This window comes from Pontibacter sp. CAU 1760 (genome assembly GCF_054482735.1).
The window spans coordinates 1-25,707 of the sequence record NZ_JBTLRL010000006.1; the positions used below are offsets into that span (position 1 = coordinate 1).

Consider the following 25,707-nt stretch of genomic DNA (forward strand, 5'->3'; position numbering starts at 1 on the left):
GGCTTCCTTTTTTGTTTCTTTTGATTGGTGCTCACCTAGGTTTTGATTAGTTGGTCGTTCAACTTTCTTAACCAAAGTGGGCACTCTTTTTATCCATAACTACCTTTTAAAACAGCTTCTAAGAGAATACTTATAGCCTTTGTATAGGCTAAGAAATCACCAGGCTCCTTATTTTATTCGCTATGTATTTTTCAATTTAATAGTCAAGCCTCTCGCAAAAGTAATGTTGCTTCTACTTCGGTTCAACTACCAAAAAGCGGTTGTTGGGCCTCTCGCAAAATGATAAGACACAGAACGTGCATATCTCAGTAGAGGTCAAGTTTAGTGATAGAGCGCAACGGATCTGCTGCAGGCTGCTAAGCACACTTTTTTTTTCAAAATACTCCAAGATTGGTACTGTAATAGAATACATTATCCGCTACTGGTTAGCTGTTCAGTTTATTCCGAAAGCGGCAGTACGTCTGACGACTATTCCGTGTCAGCGCAGCAACTGGAAGTATAACAATTATACCCAGGACTGGTAAAGCTACTGCCTCAGATAGGTTGTTTTACGCGGAATAAGCAGCAGTTCTTTTTGACGGCCGTCTATGTAGCGCACCCCGGTTGGCGTGAGAATTGCCTGCTCCTCCAGCATCACCCTTATCTCTTTGTTGTTCCACTCCGGCAGGTTAACCTTTGCATTGAGCTCGATGGCGTAAGCCGTATTATGGCGCAACGGGTAATCGCCTGTGCCAGGCACGCCTTGCTGCATGTCCCACATGCCGATGGCAGGACCGGCGCCGTGGCCGTGGTAACCAATGGGGTGTGAGTAAATGCTGGCAATGATTTTCTCTTTCTGCGCCTGAGCCAGCGCCTCATTCAGTACCTGGTTCCCGGTTTTACCTTCTTTAAATTTTGATGTCAGGATGTCTTGCAGGCGATTACCGGTGGCTAGTGCTTTTGCAAGGTAGGCTGGTGCCTCTGCCTCGCCAGGCTTCAGTACATAGGCCAGCTGTTGCACATCGGTGTTCAGGCCCAGGTACGTAATGCCCAAGTCTACGTGCAGCAGGTCACCGGGCATGATTACTTCCACGCCGGGGTGCTGTGAGAACGAGCGTTGCGAATCTCCGGCACCGGGGTTGGCGCGCTGCACATCCACGATTGGGTGGAACCAGGCATCCAGTTTCAGGTCGGCGATGCGCTCACGGTACCACCACATCACATCCTCGGTTGTGGTAATTCCCGGTTGCACCACCTCCTCCGAAAATCCTGCTGCTATAATGCTGTGCCCGATGCGGCTGATCTGCTCATAAATCTCCAGTTCACGGTCAGTGCGGGTTTGCAGCCAGTCCACGGCCAGGCGCTCTGCCGACACGACGGATTTTTTATGAGCTGCAGGCAGGTAGTGCATCAGGCTGTCGTATTCTGCTTTGGTAAGGCCATCGGCGTGGGCGTAAGCGGGGGAGAAGTTCAGGCCAATCTTTTTAGGGTTACGTTCTTCTATCAGCTGCACTAAACGCTTCCACTGGTTAGGCTCCTTTTCTGGCGCCCAGGTACCCTTGAGCAGGTTGCCGATGTCGTAACGGGCAACGGCCAGTTTCTCTATGCCCTTGGCCTCGCCTTTATCATGAAAGAGCATGATGGTGCGTCGGCGCGCTGCCAGCCAGGTAGCAGGCAGCATGGTTTTAGCTACTGGGTCTTCGTTATATTCCCGCGCCACGATCACCCACATGTCAATGCCCTCACGGCGCATCAGATCGGGGAGGAGCTTCTCCAGGCGCTCCTGCAGCAGCGCATCTTCTATGGCTGCCCTTTCGCGCAGGGGCAGGATGTTAGGCAACTGCTGGGCTGTAGTAAACCCGGCGTGTAGCTGCAGAAAAAACAGAAGCGGTAAAAGTATTTTCATATGAGGTCTGTGGGAGTGGTAGTTATGTGTGTAGCAAAGATAGTAATCTGAAGCGGGCATAAAACCTATAAGCCGTAAAGTCAGCCCTATACGTTGTAGAGTTATTTTGAGAACACAAGCTCTATATGTATAAGGAAATGGGCTGACCAAAACCTCGGGAGCTATTGCAGGGTTGCCACCTCATACTTATAGGACACATAGGCGTGGTCCATTGGCCATCGCATGTTATGTTGTAAGTGGTGGTATCGAAGTAACGGTAGCGCACGCGCCCGATGCAAGCGTCGCTATGATTACTTTCAGTGCCAAGCAAGCAGGACGTATTTGACCAAGCGAAAGCGTTAAAATCACAAGCGACTGCCTCGTCTTGTTCTCTGTGCTGTGGCGCTTTGACGCGTAGTAAGTTCAATAAGTGCAACAAAGTGGAAAAATATCGAACCAAAAAAGCCGCTCCAGTTAGCTTGAAGCGGCTTTTTAATTGTGGTAGACCAAAGAATGGGATTATGAACCTTACTGCATATAGATTTGAGGGCCCTGGCTGTTGCCTATACCTCCTTCTAATAAGGGCTCTTCATGGTCTGCACATCGGTAGGGAGCGCAAACAGCTTGGCGCTTAGTTTCATAGGCTGTACCAGTGTTGCCACGCTCTCCAATGCAAACTGAGGTGAGTCAATCACGATTTTCAGGGGAACGGCATTGGCTTTAGTAAGATAGGCAAACCAGTTCCCGTAAAGATGACTTTGAAACAGCTTGGCATCTACAGGTAGCTTTGAGCTGAAATAATATTTTTGGATGCCACTCTTGCAGGTTAGTACCAGTTCATCACACGTATAGCCAAGTATCTCAACTGCCCCCTTGCGAAGTTCAGTTTTTATCACCTCATCAGCATTCGCGGCACCGTCATTCCAAACCACCATGTCAGCATTGGCAAACTTGCTGTAAAGCCTGTTATCGCTGCCCAGGTATAACTGCCAAAGCATCAGCATGCCATTTGTCTCTGATTTATAATCTCCACCCTTCAGATACCAGCTTTGCTCGGTACCCATCATCAGGTTAAGCTGTTTATCGGAGAGTTCAGGGGATTTGCTTTTATAAGTGTTTTGATAGACGATCTTGCCTTCAAAGTTTTGAGCAGCCAGGGTCAGGGAAGTAAAGGCAAACGCGAGGGTAAGTAAAAGATGCTTCATGTTTTAAGATTGAGGGGTTTAGGTTTATCATTTAAAGGGATGATGAAGTATTTGAAGCGTTACTGCACACTCTCCAACTCACTTAGATTCGCCTCCATTGCTTTTATTCGCTTAAAATAGATTGTGCGGTAATACCAGTACCTAATAGCGAAAGAAAAGACGGTCAAGGCAATAGAGATCAAGAGGATGGAGGAGAGGGGCAGCGCCATCCCCTTAAGAAACAACTCAAATATCGCATAGAATGCCACAGGAGCCAGGAGAAGGAAAACAAGGTTCGTGAAACGGTAGTACCGCTTAAAATTCAGTAAGGTGTTTCTGATTCCCTCTTTCAGGCTTTCGTTAGTAGTAGCTGAAAAAATCTCTTCCTGCCTTTTATAAACCCAGTTCGAAAACAAGGCAAAAACCACTATTATGGTGATCAGAGGAAGCTTATCTAAAATCGTTTGAACAGCCTCGCCTCTGTAATAGAGCATCGAGCAATATACAATAACCAGCAGGAGCATCAGGCCACTGTTCCAGCTTCCGAATGTTCTCCAATAGCTGCTTTTTTCCTGCAGTTCTCCCATGGTGTTGGTGGTGTTAATGATAATCTGATTCAGTGTTTCAGGCGTGTGTTCCTGTTGTATTATATCTTCCTGCTGGACAGCTTTCCAGTGCGCTTTAAATTCTTCCAGTTCCATGTTATCCTATAGTTGTAAGTGCGGTATTTACCAGTGTTCTTAACCTGGCTTTAATTTTATTTAACTTAAATCCCACGTTTGATTCTGAAAGTCCCATGATCTCGGCTATTTCTTTGTAGCTGCAATCATCCAGATAAAGCAATGTCAACGCCTGGTCCACTTGGGAGAGTTGCTTGATTCCCTGGTACATCAACAGCAAATTCTCGTCTGTATCGCCTTCCAGCGAAGGCACCTCAAAGGCCTCTGTACCCAGTACTGCGAATTTCTCTCTTTTAGTATCCTTTCTCACGCTGGAGATGGCCGTGTTCAAGGCAACCCGGTACATCCAGGTAGTTACCTTAGCCTCTCCTTGAAAGGAAGGGTAGGAGCGCCACAACTGAAGCACAACGTCCTGAAAAAGATCCTCTCTGTCTTCTTTTGTGTTGCAATACATATTGCACACCTTGAAGATCAGGCCTTGATGCTGGGTGATGCGTAAAAGAAATTGCTCTTTCAAAATGCTTGTTTTTCCAATTAGTCGTCTAAAGTCGGAAAAACTTAGAGGGAGAGTAGCTTTTATTTTACGTCTGAAGGGAAAAATATAATTTGGTCTTTTTTTGCTCTTAATGGCATCAATCCTTTTGATCTGAAAATTTGAAATAAAGAGTGGGCCTTAGGCAGCAAGTGGAGCTGTGATGTCTGGCTAAATAAGCAAGCTACAATAAACGGTGCCAGACTTCATCACCCACGGCACCCCTGCTCATGGAGCCTGTTGATATATAAGAGGCTTCTTGATGGGCAAGAACTCACAGGTATACAATTTAACATGCCCCAGTAGTATCCAGAGATATAGATTTGGGTATCTATGCGATGGAAAAACCTCTCTGGCTGAATTATCCCTTAGCACTCGTAATAGCTAAAGCATCCTGATCAATCTGGAGAATTGATTAGGATGTGGAAATGGCATAGCAAAAAAAATTTAAGAAGTACGTCTAAATCATACGTGGATGCGACGAATAAAATGAGAAAACACGCTTAGAACTACTTGAGAGGCGCTTGAGTGACTAGAAGAAATAATTTACCGAACTTCTTATACTGTCATTTAGCTGCATGTGCGCATTACCTGCGATCTGGGGCTATTCAGTTCCCGGCCATATAGGGCTGCCAGTTCACGATGAGCACTTTCTCCTCTTCGAGCAGCAGGTAGCCGTAGTCGTAGCAGAAGTAATAGGTGGTGCCGTTCTTGGTGCGGTAGAGGTGGGTGAAGTGGCGGAAGTCGAAGCCTTGCTGCTGCAGCACTTCCCGGCGCAGGGTGGTTTTGCCCTCGGGACTGGCCCGGTGCAGCACCTGGCGGTTGTGGCGCAGCCTGCTGTTGATCTCCCTCATCAGGCGCTCGCCCGCGTCGTCTGCCTTGCGGCTGTTGCTGGCCGCAGCCCGGCACTGGCTGGAGCAGTACTGCTTGTCGGCCCTGCCGATTATATCCTGTTTGCACTGGGCACATGCTCTTTTGCTTGCTTGCATAGGTTCTGGAGCCATAAGCGTCTATAAACGTATGATTGCGCTTTATACGTTTATAAACGCATCTATGCGCATAGTTTGCGCTTACATACTCGGATAACGCGTATTTAGGGCTTTGATATAGCCTGTTGCCCCATGTCTTACACCAACAATCAGCCCGCAGTCTACCTCAACGCCCTGGAGCACGAGGGGAAACGCTTTATCCGCCTCTGGTTCAAGGCAAACCCCTTCATCTCAAAGCGCCTGAAAGAGGCAACTTGGGTGAGGTACAGCAAGACCTACAAGTGCTTTGTGATGCACCACAGCCCGCAAAGCATCGAGATGACCTTCTCGCATTTCCAGGGGCTGGCCCAAGTTAACACGCGTTACCTCTACAGGCCCAAGCGCCTAAAGCCAGACAGGCTAGTGCCTGTGCTTGCTAGCGGGCAACAAGGGGAGCCGCTCCCCAAAAAGCCTGACATGCCGGTGGTAAGGCTGCAGCCTATGCTTACCGAGGAGGGCAAGACGGTGATAAGCGTCACTTTTAAGCCGTGCAGGGGCATTTACGAAAGGCTGAAGTACAGCACCCTGGCAACCTGGCAGCGGGCACAGAAGTGCTTCGCCATTCCTGAGGGAGGACAGCACATTCAGGCGCTGGCCGGGGAGTTGGAGGGGATTGGTTGGCTATGGCTTAGCCAGGAGCTGATAGTGCGCGACATCGCGCTGCTGCGCATGCTCTGGGAGCAAACCTATGTGAAGGGGCCGGACTACCTTACCTGCCCGATCGGCTACCTGGAAAAACTCTACCTGCTCAACTACTCCATGAACACCATCCGCACCTACCACGGCCTGCTGCTGCGCTTTTTGAACAGCCACAGGGAGAAGGGCCTGGAAGCAGTAAACACCTTTACCGAGGAGGACATCAACCAGTACCACCGTCTGCTGGTGCAGGCGGGCAGCTACTCGTGTTCGTTTGTGAACCAGAGTATAAATGCTGTGAAGTTCTACTACCAGCGGGTGCTTGGGCGCCACGAGGTGCGGCTAAACAACGTGGAGCGGCCTGAGAAGCCCGAACGCCTGCCCACGGTCCTCAGCAAGCAGGAGGTTAAGCGCATCCTAGAGGCCACCGACAACCTGAAGCACCGCTGCATGCTGCAGCTGCTTTACGCGGGTGGCCTGCGCATAGGGGAGGTGATTAACCTGAAGCTCACAGCCGTGCAATCGGACAGGAACCTGCTGCTGATCAGGGGCGGCAAGGGCAAGAAAGACCGCACCACGGTGCTGTCGCAAAAGCTGCTGGAGAACCTGAGGATATACTATAAGGAGTACAGGCCAAAAACGTGGCTGTTCGAAGGGCAGTTCGGGGGGCAATACACGGCAGACAGCCTGCGCAATGTGTTCAGGGCCTGCATGGCCAAGGCAGGCATCACAACAAAAGCCACCCCGCACACGCTCAGGCACTCCTTTGCCACACACTTGCTGGAGCAGGGCACGGACCTGCGCTACATCCAGACGCTGCTCGGGCACAGAAGCAGCAAGACAACCGAGATCTACACCCACGTGACCACGTATGCGTTGGATAAAATTGTGAGTCCGCTTGATAATTTATAGGAACAAGCTATATTAGTGTTACGCTATGAATAGAGTGAAGGAGCCTGCTAAATTTTTAAAGTTATCTCAAGAAGGCAGCCATGCCACTCCACACATAGTGCAGATAGTAGGAATAGGTACTCCTGCTATACACTAGTTGTGCTACATTACCATTATGAATTTATCAGAACTGTATTCAGAATTGAAGAGAATAGGCATTGGTGACAATGAGATTTATTTGCACGGATTATATGGAAGTAAAGATGACAATGAAAAATTGTCAATGACCATAAAAAGGGGCAGGTATTCAGCTATATGGGAAGTCTACTCGAAAGAAAGAGGCGAAAAACATTCCGTAATAGAGTTTTATAATGAATCAGAGGCTTGTGCATACTATTTTAAATCTAAACAGAACGAGTTGAATGGATATGCAGGTAGTAAAGGACAAAATCATAAAAATTGAAATTGACGATGCTGGCAAACTGCATCTAAAACCAGAACGAACAAAATTTACTCTTATTTATAGAACAGCAACTGAGGTACATTGGGATTCTGAAAAGGAGTCTCTTTACTCACCAAAGCCAAGGGAATGGAGTTATTTGGACTGGTATAATCATATAGTGTTTGTTGCAAAAGAAGAATGTAACTGTGAGCTTATTTTATCAGATGATACAGAATGGGTAAACATCCCAACAGATTTGAAAAATAAAATAACGAAAGCACAACACAATTTATAGTGCATTTTCACCCTTCGGGATGTAAACGCACCATACACCACACCGTTAGCACATATTGAATGTAGAAATCTAAGAATAACATTGAATGAACGGAAGTATAAAGCTGATAAATTATTTTGTAGTACTTTATGCTATGTTTCTTGTTAGCTGTCAGCCAGAAGAAGAGCATACTTTGGTGAAGAATGAGTTCTTCTCTGAAGAGAGGCTAAAAAAGTGGAATACTGTTACTGATGCAGCTTTAGATTCCTTCACTGCCTCATATGGGGAGAGCTTTATAATAAGCTATATTGAGAACTCTCTTAGCCAATCCAACATAAATATTTTAAACGAGCACTCTGTTCTGTTAAGGGAAAGCTACATCGATTCGATGCGTATGAGTGATTCGGCAGGAGACTCCATTCCTTATGACTCCGCCTACATAGTTGAACTGCATATATCTGGAGAGGAAATATTTATCGGCAAGTATTTGATAATAGAGAAGGGCGATTCAGCTTCTTACTTTTTCACCAGATATGCACAAGGCGGATGGCTTCCTCTTAGAACAACCGAAGATAAAGCCAGTGAGTTAAACCGCTTCATCAGCGAAGTGCCGTCCAACACTGAAAAGTCTGCATTTGGTGGTTTGGAAGAATTTGTAATAATAACGAAGTTCGATGGCGATGAAGTGACTGCAAAAGTATTTACCAGCTTATCATGGGACAATACTTCATGGCTTATGGACATGCTCCCAAACTCATTACAAATCTATTAATGCTTTGAAGGCCACGGGGTGTCGGCACTTGCCACATTATAAAAAGGAAGAATAACAAGCACTAACAAAGCACATGAGCAAAGCTGCGGCTGCGCCTCGCCCACCTCATGTACAAGACCGTTGGCCGTGATTGGGATTATTTTCAGGTTTTAAAGTGGCGCGATTTTCAGGCTTTTAAGGGGCTGGAGGGCATCAAAGGCCACCAAAGCGGGCAAGCACCTGAAAAAGAGGCAAGGGCATGAATCTGTGATTGAAGGCCCCAAGTCTTGCGGCGGCGATGCCGGGAGAAAGCCAGCGCTTTCGGACGGGAACGTCCCATGCAAGACTTAGCGGCTGCTGAAGTTAGGCTTTGAAAAGGACAAAGTCAAGTGCCTACCTTCTGCAGGTGCCTCTTTTCAGGTGCTTGTCTGTAATAGAGAGGCCAATGATTAATTAGTTCTTCTATCGATTATGGCCCGGCCCGGAGCCTGACGCCTGCGGCAACGTCGCTAATAGAACATTAACGTCATTGCCTGCGGCTAAAGCGCCACTTAGAATGGAATTTAAGAGGAGAAAATAACCCAACCATGCAGGTTGTTTTCCCTTGAACAAGAAGAAAAAAGTTCGCATTAATCCGGGGCAAAGTTCGCATAACCCGGACGGAAAAAGGGAAAACAACCTCGACCAACACCGTCTTGATGCCATTGGAGGAACCTTGCCGAGCACAGCGACCCTCCAACGAGACGCCATCTAGACTTACGTTGGCGATAAGCCGAAATATCATATCAAGCTATTTTGGGGAGAAAGCGATGGATTTATTTTTAGAAGAAAAACCCGGTTAAGTAGCAGATTACTTCATGCAAGAGCCAGTTAAAAAAGAGGAAGGGGGTATAATTTGATAACTGCAGGTGTAGCTTGGGGGATGTGGGCATCCTCTAGCTCAGTTTATAATGAATGAGCCAATGCCCTTTACAACTCAGTACAAAGGGAAACAAGTTGTCATTAAACAAATAGAAGTAGGTGAAACAGCTGGTCAGTTGATTTTATTCCACTTTTTATAACCTGTGTAACTGTAAAACCAGGGCATTGGCTAGTAGGATTCAACTATGATATGTTCAGTGAGGGCATATTTAACGTCAAGTTCTTAGTTGATGCATTGTCTTGGGGAGGTATTTACGCGATAGTCTATATTATTCTGAAAATTTTCCTTCAAAAAAGACAAAGCCAGTTTAGTATTTGGGTTTTACCTGAAGGAGGGGAGCTTTAACCTGGACGAAGAACCAGTGCTCGCGCTGAAATGTGTGGCTCTGCCGGGGCCAATTTGCAGCAAACAAAGCCCACCAAAGCTAGCCAAGGGGGCATTGGCGCTTCCTTGGCGATGGCATAAGTAAGTTGGAATCAACGCGGTTTCGGTAAATGAAAGAAAGCGGTGTGTGAACGCCCGGCCGTTAAGGCCGGAAGAAGCGTAAAACAGCTTCACTAGGGAAATGGCGTGTGTTTAGATGATGCGATGCCTCGATTTAAATTGGACAGGCCTATCCATCGTGATATTGATTCAGCAGTTTGCAAAATGCCGCAGCAACAAAACCGGAAGAGAAACTACCAGCAAATAGACACCCTAAAGGGCTTGGCTATCATAGCGGTTATCGTTTTGCACTCGCTCAGCAAGCCAGCACTACTCAAGTCGTTTGCTGTTTACCATATCTGGCAGGCAGTGCCGCTGTTTATGGTCCTGATGGGCCTGAACCTGAGGCTGAGTCTAAAACCGATACCTTTTTCAGACCTTTATACCAAAGCATACTTCAGAAAAAAGGCGACACGCATCCTGATTCCGTTCCTACTGGTGTTTTGTGCCTCCATACTGCTGGGCCTCTTATGGGAACCCCTGCTTGGCAGGGATGTGTTACAGTTCAGCGGATACACCCTGGTGGGCGTGTTGCCGGTGCCTGGCCGCGGGAACTACTTTATCACCCTTTTGCTGCAGTCGATACTCGTGCTGCCCTTGCTCGGCTACTGTTTTACAAAAAGGCCTGTGCTTACGACAGTTGCCCTTCTCCTAATGGAGGTGCTGTTCCTACTCCTAAGCAAACATTATCAGCTCTTCGATAAAGAAGCTTACATGTACAGTGCTGCCCTGCCACGCTACTTCACGGCGCTGGCCTACGGGCTATGGCTGGCAAAAGCGATCCGTCAACCCCTCAGCCGGGGTGCGTTGTTTGCATTTGCAATTGCGGGCGGGGTAGGGGCGGTCTACCTGTACTTCGGCGCAACAGGCGGCCTGGAGATTCCCCAAGTCTACGACAGCTGGGAAAAACAGAACGTGCTTTCGTTTGGGTATGCGGCAATGCTTGTGCTTTTGGGCATTTATATATTACCCACAGCCTCCGAGAATCCTTCGCTTAAACTGTTGGCAGGCTTAGGGCAAGCCTCCTACCATATCTTTCTGGCACAGGTCTTATACTTCGGCCTTGCCAGCGAGAATGATAACCTGTTCCTAAACATGGCTGTCTGCCTGCCTGCGGGTTATTTGTTCTACCGCCTCGAAACACGCCTAAGCGCAAGGCGCTGACATTGCCCTCATCGGTAGTTCTTACTATTCTCTCTGTCGTATGCTAACGTACGCCAATCGCCGTTCACGCATTAACTTCCCGCATGTTATCGATTTCCAGCCATGCCTTTAGGGTTATCAGCCTTATAGGGTAAGGGGCAGTATGTTTATAAGACAGACGGGAAGGAGAAGCCCGGGGGTACATTGCAAAACTTGAGATAATGCGAGGCTGCCGCCTATCTGTAAAGGTTTAAGAGTTTCAAGGAGTTCTACATACTTGTAAAAAGCATTTTGATTTTCTGTATTATTATTTGAATAAATATTATATTTATTACACTCAATAGAGCGTGTTGGCGGTATGAGGAAGCGAGGTGCCATGCAGTCGCGGGGGTGTGCCACTGCCGTAAGCGCTGTTAAGACAGCTTTACACTTGCCTTACAGAGCTCAGCATCTGTACACAGGCAGAGGTGAGTGCTTACAGTAACTTTTAAATGCTGTTCTTCTAGAATTCTTAACTCCAGTCTTCGCCAAATGAATCGAATCAAGACATCGCTGTGCCTGCTCCTGCTAAGCCTCGCCCAGGTGTGCCTCGCCCAGTCAGGGCCATGGGCTAAATACGACCAGCAGTTAAAGGATGATGCCCTGTATCGCGAGGCCAGCGCCGGAAACCTGGAGGAGGTGAAAAGCATTGTCGCCGGCGGGGGAAACATCCATGCCAAGGCCAGTATAACCAACTCTACCGTCTTGATGTCTGCGGCCGGAAGCGGTAAGATAGGGGTGGTACGCTACCTACTCGGGCTGGGTGCTGACCCTGCGGCAAAGGACTGGTGGAACATGACAGCCCTGGACAAGGCCCGGTCGGTGGGCGCCAAAGACATTGAGCAGCTTCTCCTGGATGCGATGAGGGGAACGAAAGCAGAGCCAGAGGAGAAAATAATGGAACCGGAGAAGCTGGAGAGCCAAGCGAAGGAGGACGAAACCCCCGCTTCTCCAACTGCTTCTCCAGCCCCTAAACCTGTGCCCGGCACAGTGCCCGGTGCGAATGCCTGGCCTGTGTTCGGGTTGTACCGGGTAGGTGAGCCTGTGCTGTATTGGGTGCCGTCGGGATGGAGAAAAGGCGTTATAAGGAAAATAGGCGTGCTGCATAAATCCGGGAAAGTGTCCGTTGATTACTCCGATAAGAAATACCTGATTGACCCTGACGCCTCTGCGCTCAGTGAGGAGTGGTACGAGTGGACCGGGGTGGTCAGGCCAGCCCGCGAGCCGTTCTGGACGAGCTGGTTTGTAGGTGCCTGGGAGATCGGGGAAGTGGCGGCGCACCATAATGAGGTAAAAAACGGCATTGAAAAGGACACCTATTATTACATGAACGCCACTGAAACCCTCCGCGTGAACGCTGACAGGACTTATCGCTGGAAGCCCTTAAATGGGAAAGTGATCACAGGAAAATGGGTGCCGGCCAAAGACCAGCCAGGCATTGTCTTGCTGAAAGCCTACCGGGGCTTTGACTGGACGCTCACAAACCGTACGTCGGTGGATGATTGGGGGATCAGAAAGCTGGATATGATTGACCTTACGCCATCGGCCCTGGTGGGGAGCATCAAAGGCAAGCGAAAGACAACCCTGTAGCTTCCACGCAGAAGGAGAATCACAATGGATTCAGATCATTTCACTGATTGCCCGCCAACCGTAAGCGTATGGGGCAACACTGCCGGGAGCTCCTCCGGAACCGCCACCACGCTTGCGGCTGTCAGGAACATGCCTGTGGCTGGCTCGCCCAGCAGCATGCCTATCAGGGGTGCTGCGGCCCCGAACAGAGCGTGCATTTCATGCCAAGGACGTCAAGCTGTTGCTGCAGCAGGGTTGTGCCAGCCTCCACCGAGTCGATCATGTTTGCAACTCCATCCCATTAAGACAGCAATGTCTAAGCCACTTCCATAGGTGACTGCTGTGCCTATGTTGGCCATGTTCCTTCAGACACCTCAAGGATATTGCCCCTTTGGGTATGGGGGCAATATCCTTTTTGATGGCTGTGACTCACCCGTGAGGATGTTTTTATTGTAAGACATTGCTAGAAGCTATCTCAAAAATACCTGAGCATTATTTTCATGCACGCGAACAGCAGGAACGCCAGGTAATTCTCAGCCTTCTGCTTCTGCCTGGCCAGGGTTCTTCGGAAGTTGAAAAGCCAGGCAAAGAAGCGCTCTACTTGCCAGCGCCTCCTGTAGCGTCTGAGCTTCCTTCCGTCCTGTGTTTTCTGCTTCTTTCGGTGTGGGGCAATCATTTATACTCCCTTCTCTTTGAGCTTTGCATCCAGCGGGTCAGAGTCATACGTCCTGTCGCCAATCAATCGCTCAGGGAGAGACTCCAAAACCGCTCCTGCAGCACTTTTTCTACCAGTCCTACCTCATGAGGAGAGGCTAATTCAATTGTGAGAGAGAATACAAGACCTGTAGCGTTGAGTGACTGCCATGCTTTTGGTGCCTTTACCTCGCTTGAGTTTTGCCCACTGCAGAGCCCCCGTTTTGGCCATGTAGAAGGAGCCGTCAACAAAGCACTCGCTCAAATCCACACCGCCTCGCTCCATCAGGTCTTTTGCCAGTGTCTCCACCACCCTGTGCATCACGCCCTGCTGCAAGGTGGGGGGCGTAACCGTCTGATGGGGGGGCGGAAACTGTAAAACCAGCCGCACCTGCCTGGGGTGCGCGCAGGTGCGTTATGTCGTATGCCCACTTCGGGCTACCCCCTCCCTGCGCGGCCAAACCGCCCTAAGTGCCACTGGCTAATGCACTGGTGCTAAAGAGGTAAGACAGCTGCGTGCCTGTTATTTCATATTGGAGGGGAAAAGTGCCCCTTTTATAACAAGTGGCTTTGAGAACCTGGGCTAGCTGCTTCACTCCTTTATTGACAGGCAACTTCTTAGCGTGGGAGCGTATAAGTAGCACATAGGAAATATTTCCGATTTATCGGGAAATATTTCCTATCTTTATACTGTTTAGATGATCGACTATGGCTGCCACAACCACACATCCGAAAAATACACCGTCAAGAGGAGCGGGAAAGACCCCATCCGGGAAAAATAGTGCCGAGCTCCTAAACTTTGAGGTCGTGGTGCGGGATTCCTTTTCGCTGGTGATGACTGCGCGGGAGGGAATTTTTGCCAGGATCGCCTTTGAGGTAGCAGACCTGCTTCAGCTTCATCTCAATCAGATGGCTGATCTCCTCCATACCACCACGAAGACCCTGCAACATTACCGGCAGAGCAAGAAGAGGCTTAGTCCTGCCCACAGTGAGCAAACGCTTAAACTCCTGGCGCTGCAACTGAAGGGCAAAGAAGTCTTCGGTGCCGCAGATGCCTTTCGCAGGTGGCTGGAGAAGCCTGCTTACGGCCTGGACGGGCAGCTCCCGCTGGTTTTGCTGGAAACTAGCGGGGGTATTGATTTAGTGATGGAAGAGTTGGAACGGATAGCTTACGGGGATTTAGCTTAAGTGGAGGTTTACAGGATCTGTGTGGCAAAGTATGCAGGAGAGCTTTACGCTTCCGGTATCCGCGGTCGCTGGAATTCAAAAGGGAACTTCGTGATCTATACGGCAGGTAGCAGGGCGCTGGCCTGCCTGGAAAACGTGGTGCACCGTAGCGGGGAAGGATTGAGCGACAACTTTAAAACAGTGGTCATCACCATACCTGATGATGCAAACATAGAAAGCGTTTCAGCTGATGAGCTGCCCGTAAACTGGCAGCAAGTAAGAAGCTACCCTATGTGCCAGGCGCAGGGCAGTGCGTGGTACAGTCAGCGCAAGTCGGCAGTGCTACGGGTTCCCTCTTCCATTATCCCTGAGGAGTATAACTACATCCTTAACACCCGCCATCCGGACTTTCCAAGGATTAAGATCAGAAGTGTCGAAGATTTTTTCTTTGACACTCGCATCAAAGCCAATTTCACCAGTTAAAAAATACCAGTAGGAAAGGGGCTTAATACAGTGCATTCAAGTCTTTTCAGGATGTGCTTTCCGATAAGCCTTGCGTTCAGCAAATCCTTTATTCATCAATATGTTGCTTATCATAACAGTTGTTATGGGCTTGGGTGAGCAGGAGAACGCTGTAGCCGTGCAGCTTACCCAGGAGAGAGCCGGGGCGGCACGCACACCTGCAACGCCTGGTCACGGGTCCGGCCTCCAGCTACCGCCCTGGTCCATGTAGGGCTGCCAGTTAACGATGAGCACCTTCTCCTCGGGTAGCCGTAGTTGTAGCAGAAGTGCTAGGTGTTGCCGCGCTTGGTGCGGTAGCGGTAGGTGAAATGGCATTCAAAGGATAGAGGATGTATAGACGGATTAGAAAAAACGTTTGATAACCAACCTGCTTTCCTCTCTTATAGCCTTATTGTCTGCTACTTAGTTGCTACAAAAGGGAAAGAAAGAGGAGTGACAGTAAACAAGGTGATGTAGCAGAAAGGGAGCCGGGATAAAAGGCTTCTTCTTCAATAACCTATAAGTAAGCCTATGCTCAGCAGCGGCCTTTTGATATCAGGAGGGAGTTGCTTTTGCAGAATGTGCTGCTTGAAACAGGCCGGCCATCCAGTTCTCTGCAGGTGGCCTCCAGCGTTGAGATCCGAATAGCCTTCGCTTTGCCATTGTTGAAGATGGCTTTGACTCCCTGGTTCAGGTGACAGAGAGAGTATAATTTACTATAGCTCTGCCACCATGATGTTGCGGAAGTCAATGCTCATCTCATTGCCGGGATGCAGTTGCAGGCCGATCGGCCCTTTCGTGGGGACATCTTCTGAAGTATAGGTCAACACCTCCTGTCCATTGAGCCACACGACATATTCCTTGCCCTGGGCCTGGATTCTCATGGTGTTCCAATCATCTCTCCTAAGCAGGTTCTCAACGCCTGCCGCCTCCACCGGATAGCCTTTCCCAGGGATGTACGGAGAGCCAGTCATGTCACGTTTCAGCGATCCGGATATACCGATCTGAATCTGCTCATTCTCGTTTCGCAAGAAGATGCCGGAGTCCACCGTGCCCGCTCCCATTTTAAAGTCTGCCTGCACCGTGAAGTTACGGTATTCTTTTTCTGTCCATAAAATAGAGCCCTTTTTAGCAGGACCGCTTTTTGCCGAAAGCACGCCATTGCCGGCACGCCACCAGATGTTGTTTTCCGGCTCCACCCAGCCTTTCAGGTTCTTTCCGTTAAAGATCTTCTTTAAGTCTGGTTCTTGCGCTGGGTTTAGGGCCAGCGTAAAAAGCAATGTGATGACTAAAAGCAGTTTTGTTCCCATGATGTTGCTATTAGCAGCCATGCCGACCGCGTGAAAAAGATAGCGTTTGCCTTACTCAATATAAGAAAGTATATAGCAACTTCAGCGTTTCTTAGTTTGATTTACTCTGTAAGATTCACCCTCAGTATTCCGATGTTTTTCAAAGTATGAAATCGTGGTGTTATCTGCGGCTATTTTCCGGACTGATGATGCCTTCATCTTCTTGGAAGTGGAGATTTTCTGCCATGCGTCCTTCTTACAAAACAACTTAGTCGGGAACGGCTAAGTTAGCGACCGGGCTGATGACTAAGTTGGTGGCTAACTGAAGGAGGTGTCAGCATGTGGGATCAAACTTATACCGGTATCGACGTGGCCAAAGACAGTTTTGTGGGCGCTATAAAGCTGGAAAATAAGCTTCCTATCTGCACAGCACCGACAGGAAAGACGTTAGCAGCTTCCACAAAAGCCTGTTAGGCCACTTCAAGTGCATTATAAAGGCATATATAGCACCGGCGGGAGTAAATGGAATCGTGGTAGTCTGGCGGCATATTACAGACCTTGTAGTTGACGAAGGCAACACACTCTTCAGTGCTGCCTATAGCAGAAAACAGAAAAATTAGAGTAACGTTTTGTGTTACTCTAAAACAATAACTAATTGATAGCTAGTATATTATATCGCTAGTAATGACTCACAACGGGATCACAGAAAACGTACAAAAACCCACTTTACAGTCTTGTAGAGCGTGTTTTTTCTCTAATGTGCAGTATTTATGATACACGCATACTTTATTGGCTCTCATTTGTTATACACCAGCCCACACGTAGATGTTTGTGTCGCCTTATTGCAGCCTGCTCATTTATGCCGTCTGGTGTAGCTAAAATTGTTTGAACGGCGACTTAAGCACTATCGTGTCACTTTGCTGTATACTGTTTTCGGAATACCCCGTTGCTGGTAAGCAGTTTGCTTTTTGTCGGTTCAATCATTTATAACCTTTTCATGAGCCTTCTATCGATTTTCACTACAAAAAACACTAGGCTTCCTGCAGCAATTGAAACTAACAAGTCTATTGCTGATAAAGGCACGAGCTTAAAGAAGCCCTTTAGTCCAGGCAGATAAATGACAACCAGTTGCAGCAGCAGCGCCGAAACCGTCACGATCACCATCAGGGGGTTCGTGAATACGGCGAAAGGGGAATGACTCGAAGAGCGTAAGGCAAGGGCCTGGAAAACCTGGGCAAATCCTACGGTTGCAAAGATCATGGTCTGCCAGGTAAGATCCTCAGGTTCCGAGGGGGTATAATAATAAGCAGCAAGCCCAAGCGAAACCGCCGCAATCGTTGCTCCCACTATCCCCATTTGGTAATAGTCTTTTTTCTCCAGTGCACCTTTCTGCGGATCTCTCGGCGGCCTTCTCATAGTATCTTCTTCAGCAGGTTCTGTTCCAAGACCCAGCCCCAGCAAGCCATCTGTGAGCAGGTTCAGCCATAGCAGTTGCAGGGGCTGCAGTGCTATCACCATGCCAAGCAGGGGCGCGATGAGCATGATCAGCACCTTACCGATGTTGCCTGCAAGCGAGAACCTGATAAATCGGAGAAGGTTGTCGAATATAACTCTGCCTTCCTCCACGGCCGCAACAATGGTCTTGAAATTATCATCCAGCAATACCATGTCGGCCGCCTCTTTGGCCACGTCTGTGCCGGTTATGCCCATCGCTACCCCGATGTCTGCCTTCCGGAGGGCCGGGGCATCGTTGACTCCGTCGCCGGTCATGGCCACCACTTCTCCCTTTTGTTGAAGCGCGTTGATGATTCGAAGTTTGTCTTCAGGAGAAACGCGCGCGTAAACCGAGGTTTTACCCACTAAGCCCAAAAGCTCCTCCTCACTAGCCGATTGTAATCTTTCCCCGGTTACGGCATCTGCCTGGTCTGAAAAATGCAACTCCCTCCCAATCGCTGCGGCCGTTAAGGGATGATCGCCGGTTATCATAACAGGCCTGATCCCCGCATGCCGGCACTGTTCCACCGCGGCCTTTACTTCCTGACGCGGAGGGTCGATGATACCTGCAAGGCCTATAAAAATAAGGTCTTGCTCGGCGTCTGCATCGCTCTTGGGATCAGACAACGTACGAAAGGCCAGTCCAAGCACTCGCATCCCGTTCTTCGCTAGCTTAGCGTTTGCCTCAAGTATTCGGTCCTTCCAGTTTGAGTCAAGTAGCACATTCTCCCCATTCTCCCACACATATTTAGAAACACTAAGCAGTGCATCAGGCGCTCCCTTGCAGCAGAGGAGAAAAGAAGCATCCTGAACCGTGTGATAGTAGCCGGGCAATTCCCCGGTAACCTGGTGGATGGTAGACATCCTTTTCCTGGTACTATCAAACGGGATTTCGCTTACTCTCGGAAGCACCTCGTAAAGGTGCTCTTTGCTAATGCCTCTTTTAGCGCCAGCGATCAGAAGAGATGTCTCCGTTGGGTCACCGATAACTTGTTCAGTATCCGCATCCGGCTCTCTCTCGTAGGTTGCGTCGTTGCACAGCACCGAAACGGCAAGCGCAAAATCCAGGCTTCTGGCTGTAGCATCGTCCACATGCAGTGGAGCGGAAGAGGGTACCTGGATGACCTGCGCGGGCAGGTCGATCACCGTGACGGTCATTTTGTTTTCTGTAAGGGTTCCGGTTTTATCCGAGCAGATCACCGTGACAGCGCCCAACGTCTCCACTGCCGGGAGCTTTCTAATCAGCGCGTTTCGCTTCAGCATCCTCTGCCCCCCCAGAGCAAGGGTAATGGTAACCACGGCAGGTAAACCCTCTGGAACCACTGCCACAGCCACACTCACGGCTGTTAAGAACATGTCCGCGACTGTTTCACCAGATAGCACACCTACTGCGAATATCAAGGCAGCGGCAGCGGCCCCGAATAGCGCCAGCATTTTCCCGAGGCGGTCAAGCTTTTGCTGAAGCGGGGTTTTCCCCGTCTCTACATTGCCAATCATGTTGGCGATTTTTCCCAGTTCGGTTTGCATCCCGGTTGAGACCGTTATACCCACACCTCTTCCGTATGTGACCACCGTGCCCATGTAGGCCATGTTTTTTCTGTCGCCTAGCGGGGCATCGTCTTGTGTGATGGGGGCTGTCACCTTTTCGATGGATTCTGACTCGCCTGTCAGCGCAGCCTCCTGTATTTTCAGGTTGTGTGCCTCCATAACCCGCAGATCAGCAGGGATAACGTTTCCGGCCTCAAGCTCTACAATGTCCCCCGGCACGAGATCTGTGGCAGCGATCTCCCTTATTTTACCTCCTCTCCTGACCCTGACCTTGGGAACCACCATCCTGTTAAGGGCAGCCATGGCCCGGTCAGCGCGGTACTCCTGTATAAAGCCGAGAAAGCCAAAGAGGAGCACAATGATCAAGATTGCAACGGCCTCTGTCGTCTTTCCGAGGAAGAGGGAAAGCAGTGCGGCAACGATCAGAATGACCACCATGGTTTCGGTGAACTGCTGCAGCAGCATTTTGAAGGCGCTTTTTCGACTTTTTTCCTCCAGCCTGTTGGGGCCGTGCTCCTTCAGACGCGCCGCTGCCTCATCTTCCTGAAGGCCTTCAGGTGTTGTGTTGTAGTCGGCCAGGACTTTCTGCCGGGGTACCGTGTGCCAGTTGCTCATTTGAAAACCATTTGTTTCAGAATTATTTGTCACGCCTTGTAGTGCTCTATAGGGTTGATAAATAGAAATATGCGTTTCTGAATTACCCGGAAAGCATGAGAATGGTTTTAAAGTGAGAAGGAATGTTCGCAGTACCGAATACACTTCATTGGTGCAGCCTGAACCTAAATGTTTCACCTCGAAGAGCCTGCTTGGGGGTAATCAGCCTTCTGCATGCCATACATTGCCTACACGTTGGCTGCAAGAAACAGGGCAAAGGAAAATTGAGTACAATGCAATGGATATAGCAGGACTCATAAAGAACTTAGTTTTATGCTGATAGAAAAGAAAATTCCCCTCCGTTATATTTTTGCTAAGATCAAAAACGATGTGTTCAGGGTATTGCTCTTCTCAATAGTCTTTCATTTGCTGAAGTACTTTTTCTCAGAGCATCTGCCGCAAATACCGTTTCAGCTTCCGACTATCCTGGGTATCTCCATATCGCTACTGTTGGCTTTTAAGCTAAACCAGTCGTACGACCGATGGTGGGAGGCCCGGAAGGTGTGGGGGGCGATCGTCAACGACTCACGCTCACTGGTGCTGCAGCTAAAGGCGTTTGTCAATACCAGTTCGCTAGGGGATGAGGCAGATCTTACTGTCAAGCGAATGGCATACCGTCAGATTGCCTGGTGTTATTGCTTGGGGCAGTCGTTGAGGGAATTAGAGCCGATCGCGGAAAAGCAGCAGGAACTGCTCAGAGAGGAGGACCTGTCGTTTATCAGCACACAAAATAACAAGCCTTATGCCCTCTTAATGTTGCACATGACTGACTTAAGGGAACTGCATCAAAAGGAGGCTGTCAATTCCTTTCAACAAGTGCAGCTTGATAACACCGTTGTGCGGCTGTGTGAATCCATGGGCAAGGCGGAGCGCATCAATAACACCGTATTCCCGGTCACTTATGGAATGTTTTTGCACTTTTTTATCTACCTCTTCCTGCTGATTCTTTCCCTTGCGCTTGTGGAGACTATTGGATTCTACGAGATTCCTGTGCTGACGCTAATTGCCTCTACCTTTTTTCTGATTGAGCGGACGGCCAAGCACATGCAGGACCCCTTCCGCAACAAACCAACCGATACCCCTGTCACGGCTATCGCCAGAACTATCGAGGTGAATATAAAACAGGTACTGCAAGAACACGGGGTGCCAAAGCCCTTAGCGCCGCAGAAGTTCTACATCATGTAGAATAAGGCAGGGTAAGCGACCCTATATCCTATATCAGGCATCAGCAACCCTACATGCTGTTCCCAACCCACAGGCAGTAGGTATGCGGGCGGTTTCAAAATCAGCGCCATGGCAGGTACTGTCTTCTACAGCGGCCTTGGGTTAACTTGTACCCGTCGGATTATGAGCCTGTCGTTGGTAAGAGACTTATTGCTTTTTCCCCTTCCTGTCTGTATACCTGAAATATAATGTTAGGAGGGTAAGAAACAAAAGAAAAGTTAGAAGATATACGATGTCCATGGGTAGGGGAGCTAAGGTTATTATAGTGCAGCAACAGATAAAACCCGCCGTTAACAACGGCGGGTTTTAAATCATCACTTACCGACTAACTGATCTAAACCGATATAAGCGCATATAATGCTTTTCCACTTTTCAGCTGTTATAAGCTCGTTTTCAAAATGCAGACTAGCTTCTCTGTCGTAGAAAAGCAGGCTGCTGTGAGGGTGCGCATCTCGGAATGTAAAGCCCAGTTTGATCTGATCGATTATCCTGTTGCTGTTAACATCTCTGTGGTTGTTGATAACAGTGCAACTCGCTACATCAGCTAAGTTAATGCGCGTACACTCGACTGGTGCTGTGATATTATTGGAATAGCACAGAATGCCTTTAGCGGTATCCATTCCGATAACGTACCCTGAGCCCCAGAACTCAAAACGCGAGAACGTTAAACCCTGCGATTGAGCTAAATTGTCTAAGTAGAGTTTGGTGTTATTGTCACTTATCCTTTGCTTTCTCTGAAAATAAAGGAACAGCGCAGCCATTACCAGCACAGCGCAAAAACTCCATAAAAGTGATTCTAAATTCATACTTATTCTTTTAATTTTTGGAAAGATGTTATTTCGCTTGAAGTTGTATTGGGATAAAATAATTGCTTGTAAAGTGGCGGCGCTGCGTTAGCGATGGCAACCAGAAACAAGGTTAAGTATGGGGTTTCAGCTGACCAGTTTAGCTGTTTTGGTTACTTCCTTCTGCTGAAGTTTACTGTGTTGGCGGCCATAGAGGAAATATATCGCCACGCCAATAACCATCCACACGATCAGGCGCAGCCAGGTGTCGAAACCGAGATTTACCATCATATAGCCGCAGATTAATATGCCCAGGATCGGGACGAGGGGCACAAAAGGGGTTTTAAAAGGGCGGTGAATAGTAGGATTGGTTCGGCGCAGGATGATGATACCGGCACAAACAATCACGAAAGCCAGCAGCGTGCCAATGCTTACCAGTTCACCTAACAAACCGATCGGGAAGATACCTGCCACGACGGCTGCCACCAGCCCGGTTAGTATAGTTGTGACATGGGGAGTATTGAACCTGGGGTGTACGCTGCCGAAAACAGCAGGCAGCAGGCCATCGCGGCTCATGGCGTAGAATATGCGTGGCTGGGCCATCAGCATTACCAACACCACAGAAGCCAGCCCGGCCACTGCGCCAATACCCGTCAGGAAGTAAAGCCATTTCAACCCTGGGCCTGCAGCCTGTAAGGCCACTAACACGGGATCAGGTACATTCAGCGTCTGATAAGGCACCAGCCCCGTGAGGACCAGCGACATCAGAACATACAGCAGGGTGCAGGTACCTAATGAAGCCAGCATGCTGATGGGCATGTCGCGTTGAGGGTTCTTGGCCTCCTGCGCGGCGGTGCTTACCGCATCGAAGCCGATGTATGAGAAGAACACAATGGCGGCCCCTGCCACTACACCCTGCCAGCCATATCGGCTGCTGCCGTCCGTCAGAATCTCCTTACCGGGTATAAAAGGCTCCCAGTTAGCAGTGTTAACGTACTGAAACCCGAAGCCTATGACCAGTAGCACAATGGCTACCTTCACAACCACTATGATGTTATTGAACCTGGCCGACTCCTGGATGCCGACGACCAGGAGCGCCGTCATGATAAGTATCAGAACGATCGCCGGCAGATTGACAATGGCGCCAGTCAGTTCAAAAGAACCGCCGGTATAGGCAAGCGGGGCAGAGGCTATGGCCGTTGGAACATCTATTCCCAACGACCGAAGCAGGCTTACAAAGTTGCCGCTCCATCCCACGGCTACCGTCGCCGCCCCAAATAGATACTCTAAAATCAAGTCCCAGCCGATAATCCACGCAATAAACTCCCCTAGTGTAGCATAGCCATAGGTGTAGGCGCTGCCCGCAATCGGGATCATAGACGCAAATTCAGCATAGCAGAGGCCGGCGAAGAGGCAGCCAAGGCCTGCAATCAGGAAGGAAATGACAATAGCAGGGCCGGCTGCGTTAGCTGCTGCCGTACCGGTAAGTACAAAAATACCAGCCCCGATGATGGCGCCTACGCCTAGCATGGTCAGGTTAGAGGCGGTGAGCGTGCGTTTCAGGCCACGGTCCCCGCTTTCGGATTCTCTGATAAGTTTATCGACGGACTTCGTCGCAAAAATATTCTTAGTCATCAATGTGATTTAAAGTATGAAGAATGTTTATGGAGTTGGTGCTGCAGCGCATGCGTAAGACTGTTCCATAATTATTCATGGATAGGCTTATACCCACATGCATGTGGCTGTAGCGTACAAATCTCGACGAGAAGGAGGGAGTGGCTAAGGGGCGTTAGGCAGTATCCGGAACTGTTCTGTAAGGGTAGTAAACCGAACAACGATATGGGGAAGCTTTGAGTCAAGCTGCGTGAGTTGACGCGTATGTATGGAGTACAGGTAGAACAGCCCCGGGAGCACCGGGTCTACAGGGTGTGTGATACGCAGTGCTGCAGTAGGCTCTGAAGTGACTACAGGTAAAGTCAGATCTTCAGAAGTAAGGCTTTCGGCCGTTATACCCCGTGAGTAACTGTTAGCAGGCAGGTGAAGCTGCTCGGCCTTGAGGCAAGTTGCAAGGCATAACATTCCAACCCACAAAAGCAGGATGAACGGGATGGATATGTTATGCCGGTTTTCCAAGAGAAGTGCGGTTTATACTTCGAGCGCTGCTGGCCTGTTATGCAGCTTGCTGTTCCGGTAGCCATAGGCGAAATAGACGACCAGCCCGATGGCCAACCAAGCCAGAAAGCGGCTCCAATTGGTGATCCCCAACTCTGTCATCAAGTACAGGTTGGTGAGGAGCCCAAGTACCGGGATAAGCGACAGACAATGCCTATGGGTTAAAATTGTGAGCACCGCCGTGACGCCTATAAACCCGATCAGCGGAATCTTGTGCTGGAAGCTTTCCCAGCCGCCGCTCATGCTAACAAAGGCAGCCAACTCTGTTGCGTTGTACCGAAACAGAAGTACCAAAACTGTCACAATCAGGAGCGGCAGTATATACTTACCATTTATGTAAGGCACCCGGAAACCTGTGTGCGTTGTGCTAGCTGCTTTCTGTTTCTCTTCCAGCAATAAGATTCCACCGCAGACTAGCACGAAAGCAAACAGGGTTCCGATGCTCGTCAGATCCGTCACCTCTGTGAGGTTCATGAAGAGGGCCGGCACAGCTACGACAACTCCTGTTACAATCGTAGCGAAGTAGGGCGTTTTGTGTTTGGGGTGAATGCGGGAGAAGGCGCCTGGCAGAAGGCCGTCGCGGCTCATGGACATCCAGATACGCGGCTGGCCGTACTGGAACACCAGCAGCACGCTCGCCATGGCCACGATGGCGCTCACGGCTACTATACCAGCCACTGCATCCAAGTTCAATCTAGTGAACACATACGCCAACGGGTCACCTACAGCCAGTTCATTGAAGGGTACCATTCCGGTGAGGATCAGAGCCAGCACCACATAAAGCACAGTGCAGATTACCAGGGCAAAAATCATCGCGCGGGGCAGGTCGCGCTGTGGGTTCTCACATTCTTCGGCAGTGGTGGAGATGGCATCAAACCCTATGTAGGCAAAGAATACCGCTGACACGCCTTTCATGATGCCAGCCAGCCCGTTGGGCGCAAAAGGTGTCCAGTTATCGGTATTCACATAGAAGGCTCCCACGGTAATCACCAGCAAAATCACGAGGAGCTTCAGTAATACCAAAAAGTTAGCCGTGCGCTTGGATTCCTTAATGCCGACGTATACCAGGTAAGTGATCAGTACTGTAATGCCCAGGGCTGGGACATCAGCCACCAGTTTGATACTTCCCATCGAGGGTGCGTTCAACCACGCCAGGTATGCCTCCCGGGTGTTTCCGGATAGGGTGGCAAGTGTCTGCCCCTGTGCCAGCAGTTCCAGCGCAGCTTGGTAGCCTCGGGAAGCGCTAAGGAAATCCATGGTCAGGTACTCTGGTATGTCTATTCCCACGCCGCGCAGCACTGCCGTAAAGTAGTCTGACCAGGAGATCGCCACGGCAATGTTGCCGATGGCATACTCCATCAGCAGGTCCCAGCCGATAACCCAGGCAATCAATTCTCCGAAAGAGGCATAGGCATAGGTATAAGCGCTCCCCGAAACGGGTATGGTGGAGGCAAACTGTGCATAGCACAGCGCAGAGAAGCCACAGGCGACAGCCGTGAAAACAAACAGCAGTGACACACCTGGCCCTCCGGCTGCACTGGCATTTCCGATGGTACTGAAGATGCCCGCCCCAATAATGGCAGCGATGCCAAAGGACACCAGGTCTTTTAGTTGAAGCGTTCGCACCAGATCGGTGCCATGCGTGCTGCCGTCCTGACTATAGTCTGCCAGTAGTGCCGTGGCGCTTTTTCGGCGTGTAATGTTTTGAAGGAAATTACTCATGTCGCGGCTGACCTACAGCC

General features: G+C 49.5%; 25 protein-coding genes. 12 read left to right on the plus strand and 13 right to left on the minus strand.

Translation table 11 applies throughout. From position 1 onward, the window contains the following. Positions 1-526 precede the first annotated feature (526 nt). The 5 genes from ACXYMU_RS09895 to ACXYMU_RS09915 form a co-directional block, all read right to left on the minus strand. A complete protein-coding gene (locus ACXYMU_RS09895; protein ID WP_458986222.1) occupies positions 527-1,885 on the minus strand; it encodes a M24 family metallopeptidase in 1,359 nt (452 codons plus the stop codon). A 554-nt stretch (positions 1,886-2,439) separates the two neighbouring features. Further along, positions 2,440-3,069 (minus strand): hypothetical protein, encoded by a 630-nt coding sequence (locus ACXYMU_RS09900; RefSeq protein WP_458986223.1) that lies wholly within the window; start codon positions 3,067-3,069, stop codon positions 2,440-2,442. A gap of 59 nt (positions 3,070-3,128) precedes the next feature. Then, positions 3,129-3,749, minus strand: a complete 621-nt coding sequence (locus ACXYMU_RS09905) for a hypothetical protein (RefSeq protein ID WP_458986224.1) — start codon at positions 3,747-3,749, stop codon at positions 3,129-3,131. Between the two features lies 1 nt (position 3,750). Further along, entirely contained in the window at positions 3,751-4,245 is a 495-nt protein-coding gene (locus ACXYMU_RS09910) for an RNA polymerase sigma factor (RefSeq protein WP_458986225.1), read from the minus strand. 623 nt (positions 4,246-4,868) lie between these two features. Further along, the gene (locus tag ACXYMU_RS09915; protein WP_458986226.1) at positions 4,869-5,264 is read right to left on the minus strand and encodes a hypothetical protein; all 396 of its coding nucleotides are present in this window, start codon (positions 5,262-5,264) and stop codon (positions 4,869-4,871) included. A gap of 117 nt (positions 5,265-5,381) precedes the next feature. Here ACXYMU_RS09915 and ACXYMU_RS09920 point away from each other — a divergent pair, with 117 nt between their 5' ends. The 7 genes from ACXYMU_RS09920 (at position 5,382) to ACXYMU_RS09950 (ending at position 12,459) form a co-directional block, all read left to right on the plus strand. Continuing rightward, entirely contained in the window at positions 5,382-6,836 is a 1,455-nt protein-coding gene (locus tag ACXYMU_RS09920; RefSeq protein ID WP_458986227.1) for a tyrosine-type recombinase/integrase, read from the plus strand. A 154-nt stretch (positions 6,837-6,990) separates the two neighbouring features. After that, positions 6,991-7,278: a hypothetical protein gene (locus ACXYMU_RS09925; RefSeq protein WP_458986228.1), complete on the plus strand. Its 288-nt coding sequence runs from the start codon at positions 6,991-6,993 to the stop codon at positions 7,276-7,278. Then, on the plus strand, positions 7,238-7,552 hold the full coding sequence (locus ACXYMU_RS09930) for a hypothetical protein (protein ID WP_458986229.1): 315 nt from the start codon (positions 7,238-7,240) through the stop codon (positions 7,550-7,552). The genes ACXYMU_RS09925 and ACXYMU_RS09930 overlap by 41 nt, the downstream gene beginning before the upstream one ends. An 85-nt stretch (positions 7,553-7,637) precedes the next feature. Continuing rightward, positions 7,638-8,303, plus strand: coding sequence for a hypothetical protein (locus ACXYMU_RS09935; protein ID WP_458986230.1), 666 nt, complete (start codon positions 7,638-7,640; stop codon positions 8,301-8,303). A 107-nt stretch (positions 8,304-8,410) separates the two neighbouring features. Next, a complete protein-coding gene (locus ACXYMU_RS09940; RefSeq protein ID WP_458986231.1) occupies positions 8,411-8,545 on the plus strand; it encodes a hypothetical protein in 135 nt (44 codons plus the stop codon). Between the two features lie 1,307 nt (positions 8,546-9,852). Next, positions 9,853-10,851, plus strand: coding sequence for an acyltransferase family protein (locus ACXYMU_RS09945; protein ID WP_458986232.1), 999 nt, complete (start codon positions 9,853-9,855; stop codon positions 10,849-10,851). Between the two features lie 510 nt (positions 10,852-11,361). Next, positions 11,362-12,459 carry an ankyrin repeat domain-containing protein gene (locus tag ACXYMU_RS09950; protein ID WP_458986233.1) on the plus strand — a complete coding sequence of 366 codons (1,098 nt, stop codon included), beginning with the start codon at positions 11,362-11,364 and terminating at the stop codon, positions 12,457-12,459. 35 nt (positions 12,460-12,494) lie between these two features. Here ACXYMU_RS09950 and ACXYMU_RS09955 read toward each other — a convergent pair whose 3' ends face one another. The 3 genes from ACXYMU_RS09955 to ACXYMU_RS09965 all read right to left on the minus strand — a co-directional run bounded on the left by ACXYMU_RS09955 (position 12,495) and on the right by ACXYMU_RS09965 (position 13,522). Further along, entirely contained in the window at positions 12,495-12,656 is a 162-nt protein-coding gene (locus tag ACXYMU_RS09955; protein WP_458986234.1) for a hypothetical protein, read from the minus strand. 257 nt (positions 12,657-12,913) lie between these two features. Next, positions 12,914-13,114 carry a transposase gene (locus tag ACXYMU_RS09960; RefSeq protein ID WP_458986235.1) on the minus strand — a complete coding sequence of 67 codons (201 nt, stop codon included), beginning with the start codon at positions 13,112-13,114 and terminating at the stop codon, positions 12,914-12,916. 141 nt (positions 13,115-13,255) lie between these two features. After that, positions 13,256-13,522, minus strand: coding sequence for a hypothetical protein (locus tag ACXYMU_RS09965; RefSeq protein WP_458986236.1), 267 nt, complete (start codon positions 13,520-13,522; stop codon positions 13,256-13,258). Between the two features lie 317 nt (positions 13,523-13,839). Here ACXYMU_RS09965 and parS point away from each other — a divergent pair, with 317 nt between their 5' ends. The 3 genes from parS to ACXYMU_RS09980 all read left to right on the plus strand — a co-directional run bounded on the left by parS (position 13,840) and on the right by ACXYMU_RS09980 (position 15,031). Next, positions 13,840-14,319 carry a type II RES/Xre toxin-antitoxin system antitoxin gene (parS, locus tag ACXYMU_RS09970; RefSeq protein WP_458986237.1) on the plus strand — a complete coding sequence of 160 codons (480 nt, stop codon included), beginning with the start codon at positions 13,840-13,842 and terminating at the stop codon, positions 14,317-14,319. 21 nt (positions 14,320-14,340) lie between these two features. Beyond that, on the plus strand, positions 14,341-14,781 hold the full coding sequence (locus ACXYMU_RS09975; protein WP_458986238.1) for an RES family NAD+ phosphorylase: 441 nt from the start codon (positions 14,341-14,343) through the stop codon (positions 14,779-14,781). Positions 14,782-14,881: 100 nt separating this feature from the next. After that, positions 14,882-15,031, plus strand: coding sequence for a hypothetical protein (locus tag ACXYMU_RS09980; RefSeq protein WP_458986239.1), 150 nt, complete (start codon positions 14,882-14,884; stop codon positions 15,029-15,031). Positions 15,032-15,515: 484 nt separating this feature from the next. Here ACXYMU_RS09980 and ACXYMU_RS09985 read toward each other — a convergent pair whose 3' ends face one another. After that, positions 15,516-16,109, minus strand: a complete 594-nt coding sequence (locus ACXYMU_RS09985) for a 3-keto-disaccharide hydrolase (protein ID WP_458986240.1) — start codon at positions 16,107-16,109, stop codon at positions 15,516-15,518. A gap of 318 nt (positions 16,110-16,427) precedes the next feature. Between ACXYMU_RS09985 and ACXYMU_RS09990 the strand changes: the two genes are divergently transcribed. Then, a complete protein-coding gene (locus ACXYMU_RS09990; protein WP_458986241.1) occupies positions 16,428-16,562 on the plus strand; it encodes a hypothetical protein in 135 nt (44 codons plus the stop codon). 510 nt (positions 16,563-17,072) lie between these two features. Here ACXYMU_RS09990 and ACXYMU_RS09995 read toward each other — a convergent pair. Further along, the gene (locus ACXYMU_RS09995; RefSeq protein ID WP_458986242.1) at positions 17,073-19,745 is read right to left on the minus strand and encodes a cation-translocating P-type ATPase; all 2,673 of its coding nucleotides are present in this window, start codon (positions 19,743-19,745) and stop codon (positions 17,073-17,075) included. 312 nt (positions 19,746-20,057) lie between these two features. On the opposite strand from ACXYMU_RS09995, the gene ACXYMU_RS10000 reads away from it, so the two are divergent. Continuing rightward, on the plus strand, positions 20,058-20,969 hold the full coding sequence (locus ACXYMU_RS10000; protein WP_458986243.1) for a bestrophin family protein: 912 nt from the start codon (positions 20,058-20,060) through the stop codon (positions 20,967-20,969). Between the two features lie 353 nt (positions 20,970-21,322). On the opposite strand, the gene ACXYMU_RS10005 is transcribed toward ACXYMU_RS10000, so the two are convergent. From ACXYMU_RS10005 to ACXYMU_RS10015, 3 genes are all read right to left on the minus strand, one after another. Then, positions 21,323-21,814 (minus strand): hypothetical protein, encoded by a 492-nt coding sequence (locus tag ACXYMU_RS10005; protein ID WP_458986244.1) that lies wholly within the window; start codon positions 21,812-21,814, stop codon positions 21,323-21,325. A gap of 126 nt (positions 21,815-21,940) precedes the next feature. Next, on the minus strand, positions 21,941-23,428 hold the full coding sequence (locus ACXYMU_RS10010) for an amino acid permease (RefSeq protein ID WP_458986245.1): 1,488 nt from the start codon (positions 23,426-23,428) through the stop codon (positions 21,941-21,943). A gap of 510 nt (positions 23,429-23,938) precedes the next feature. Next, on the minus strand, positions 23,939-25,687 hold the full coding sequence (locus tag ACXYMU_RS10015) for an amino acid permease (RefSeq protein ID WP_458986246.1): 1,749 nt from the start codon (positions 25,685-25,687) through the stop codon (positions 23,939-23,941). Between the last annotated feature and the right edge of the window lie 20 nt (positions 25,688-25,707).

What these genes read in the sequence shown, in the direction of transcription:
- ACXYMU_RS09895 (WP_458986222.1), bottom strand. Translation starts at nt 1,885, where the DNA reads ATGAAAATACTTTTACCGCTTCTGTTTTTTCTGCAGCTACACGCCGGG.
- ACXYMU_RS09900 (WP_458986223.1), bottom strand. Translation starts at nt 3,069, where the DNA reads ATGAAGCATCTTTTACTTACCCTCGCGTTTGCCTTTACTTCCCTGACC.
- ACXYMU_RS09905 (WP_458986224.1), bottom strand. Translation starts at nt 3,749, where the DNA reads ATGGAACTGGAAGAATTTAAAGCGCACTGGAAAGCTGTCCAGCAGGAA.
- ACXYMU_RS09915 (WP_458986226.1), bottom strand. Translation starts at nt 5,264, where the DNA reads ATGGCTCCAGAACCTATGCAAGCAAGCAAAAGAGCATGTGCCCAGTGC.
- ACXYMU_RS09920 (WP_458986227.1), top strand. Translation starts at nt 5,382, where the DNA reads ATGTCTTACACCAACAATCAGCCCGCAGTCTACCTCAACGCCCTGGAG.
- ACXYMU_RS09925 (WP_458986228.1), top strand. Translation starts at nt 6,991, where the DNA reads ATGAATTTATCAGAACTGTATTCAGAATTGAAGAGAATAGGCATTGGT.
- ACXYMU_RS09930 (WP_458986229.1), top strand. Translation starts at nt 7,238, where the DNA reads ATGGATATGCAGGTAGTAAAGGACAAAATCATAAAAATTGAAATTGAC.
- ACXYMU_RS09935 (WP_458986230.1), top strand. Translation starts at nt 7,638, where the DNA reads ATGAACGGAAGTATAAAGCTGATAAATTATTTTGTAGTACTTTATGCT.
- ACXYMU_RS09940 (WP_458986231.1), top strand. Translation starts at nt 8,411, where the DNA reads ATGTACAAGACCGTTGGCCGTGATTGGGATTATTTTCAGGTTTTAAAG.
- ACXYMU_RS09945 (WP_458986232.1), top strand. Translation starts at nt 9,853, where the DNA reads ATGCCGCAGCAACAAAACCGGAAGAGAAACTACCAGCAAATAGACACC.
- ACXYMU_RS09950 (WP_458986233.1), top strand. Translation starts at nt 11,362, where the DNA reads ATGAATCGAATCAAGACATCGCTGTGCCTGCTCCTGCTAAGCCTCGCC.
- ACXYMU_RS09955 (WP_458986234.1), bottom strand. Translation starts at nt 12,656, where the DNA reads ATGCACGCTCTGTTCGGGGCCGCAGCACCCCTGATAGGCATGCTGCTG.
- ACXYMU_RS09960 (WP_458986235.1), bottom strand. Translation starts at nt 13,114, where the DNA reads ATGATTGCCCCACACCGAAAGAAGCAGAAAACACAGGACGGAAGGAAG.
- parS (WP_458986237.1), top strand. Translation starts at nt 13,840, where the DNA reads ATGGCTGCCACAACCACACATCCGAAAAATACACCGTCAAGAGGAGCG.
- ACXYMU_RS09980 (WP_458986239.1), top strand. Translation starts at nt 14,882, where the DNA reads ATGTTGCTTATCATAACAGTTGTTATGGGCTTGGGTGAGCAGGAGAAC.
- ACXYMU_RS09985 (WP_458986240.1), bottom strand. Translation starts at nt 16,109, where the DNA reads ATGGGAACAAAACTGCTTTTAGTCATCACATTGCTTTTTACGCTGGCC.
- ACXYMU_RS09990 (WP_458986241.1), top strand. Translation starts at nt 16,428, where the DNA reads ATGTGGGATCAAACTTATACCGGTATCGACGTGGCCAAAGACAGTTTT.
- ACXYMU_RS09995 (WP_458986242.1), bottom strand. Translation starts at nt 19,745, where the DNA reads ATGAGCAACTGGCACACGGTACCCCGGCAGAAAGTCCTGGCCGACTAC.
- ACXYMU_RS10000 (WP_458986243.1), top strand. Translation starts at nt 20,058, where the DNA reads ATGCTGATAGAAAAGAAAATTCCCCTCCGTTATATTTTTGCTAAGATC.
- ACXYMU_RS10005 (WP_458986244.1), bottom strand. Translation starts at nt 21,814, where the DNA reads ATGAATTTAGAATCACTTTTATGGAGTTTTTGCGCTGTGCTGGTAATG.
- ACXYMU_RS10010 (WP_458986245.1), bottom strand. Translation starts at nt 23,428, where the DNA reads ATGACTAAGAATATTTTTGCGACGAAGTCCGTCGATAAACTTATCAGA.
- ACXYMU_RS10015 (WP_458986246.1), bottom strand. Translation starts at nt 25,687, where the DNA reads ATGAGTAATTTCCTTCAAAACATTACACGCCGAAAAAGCGCCACGGCA.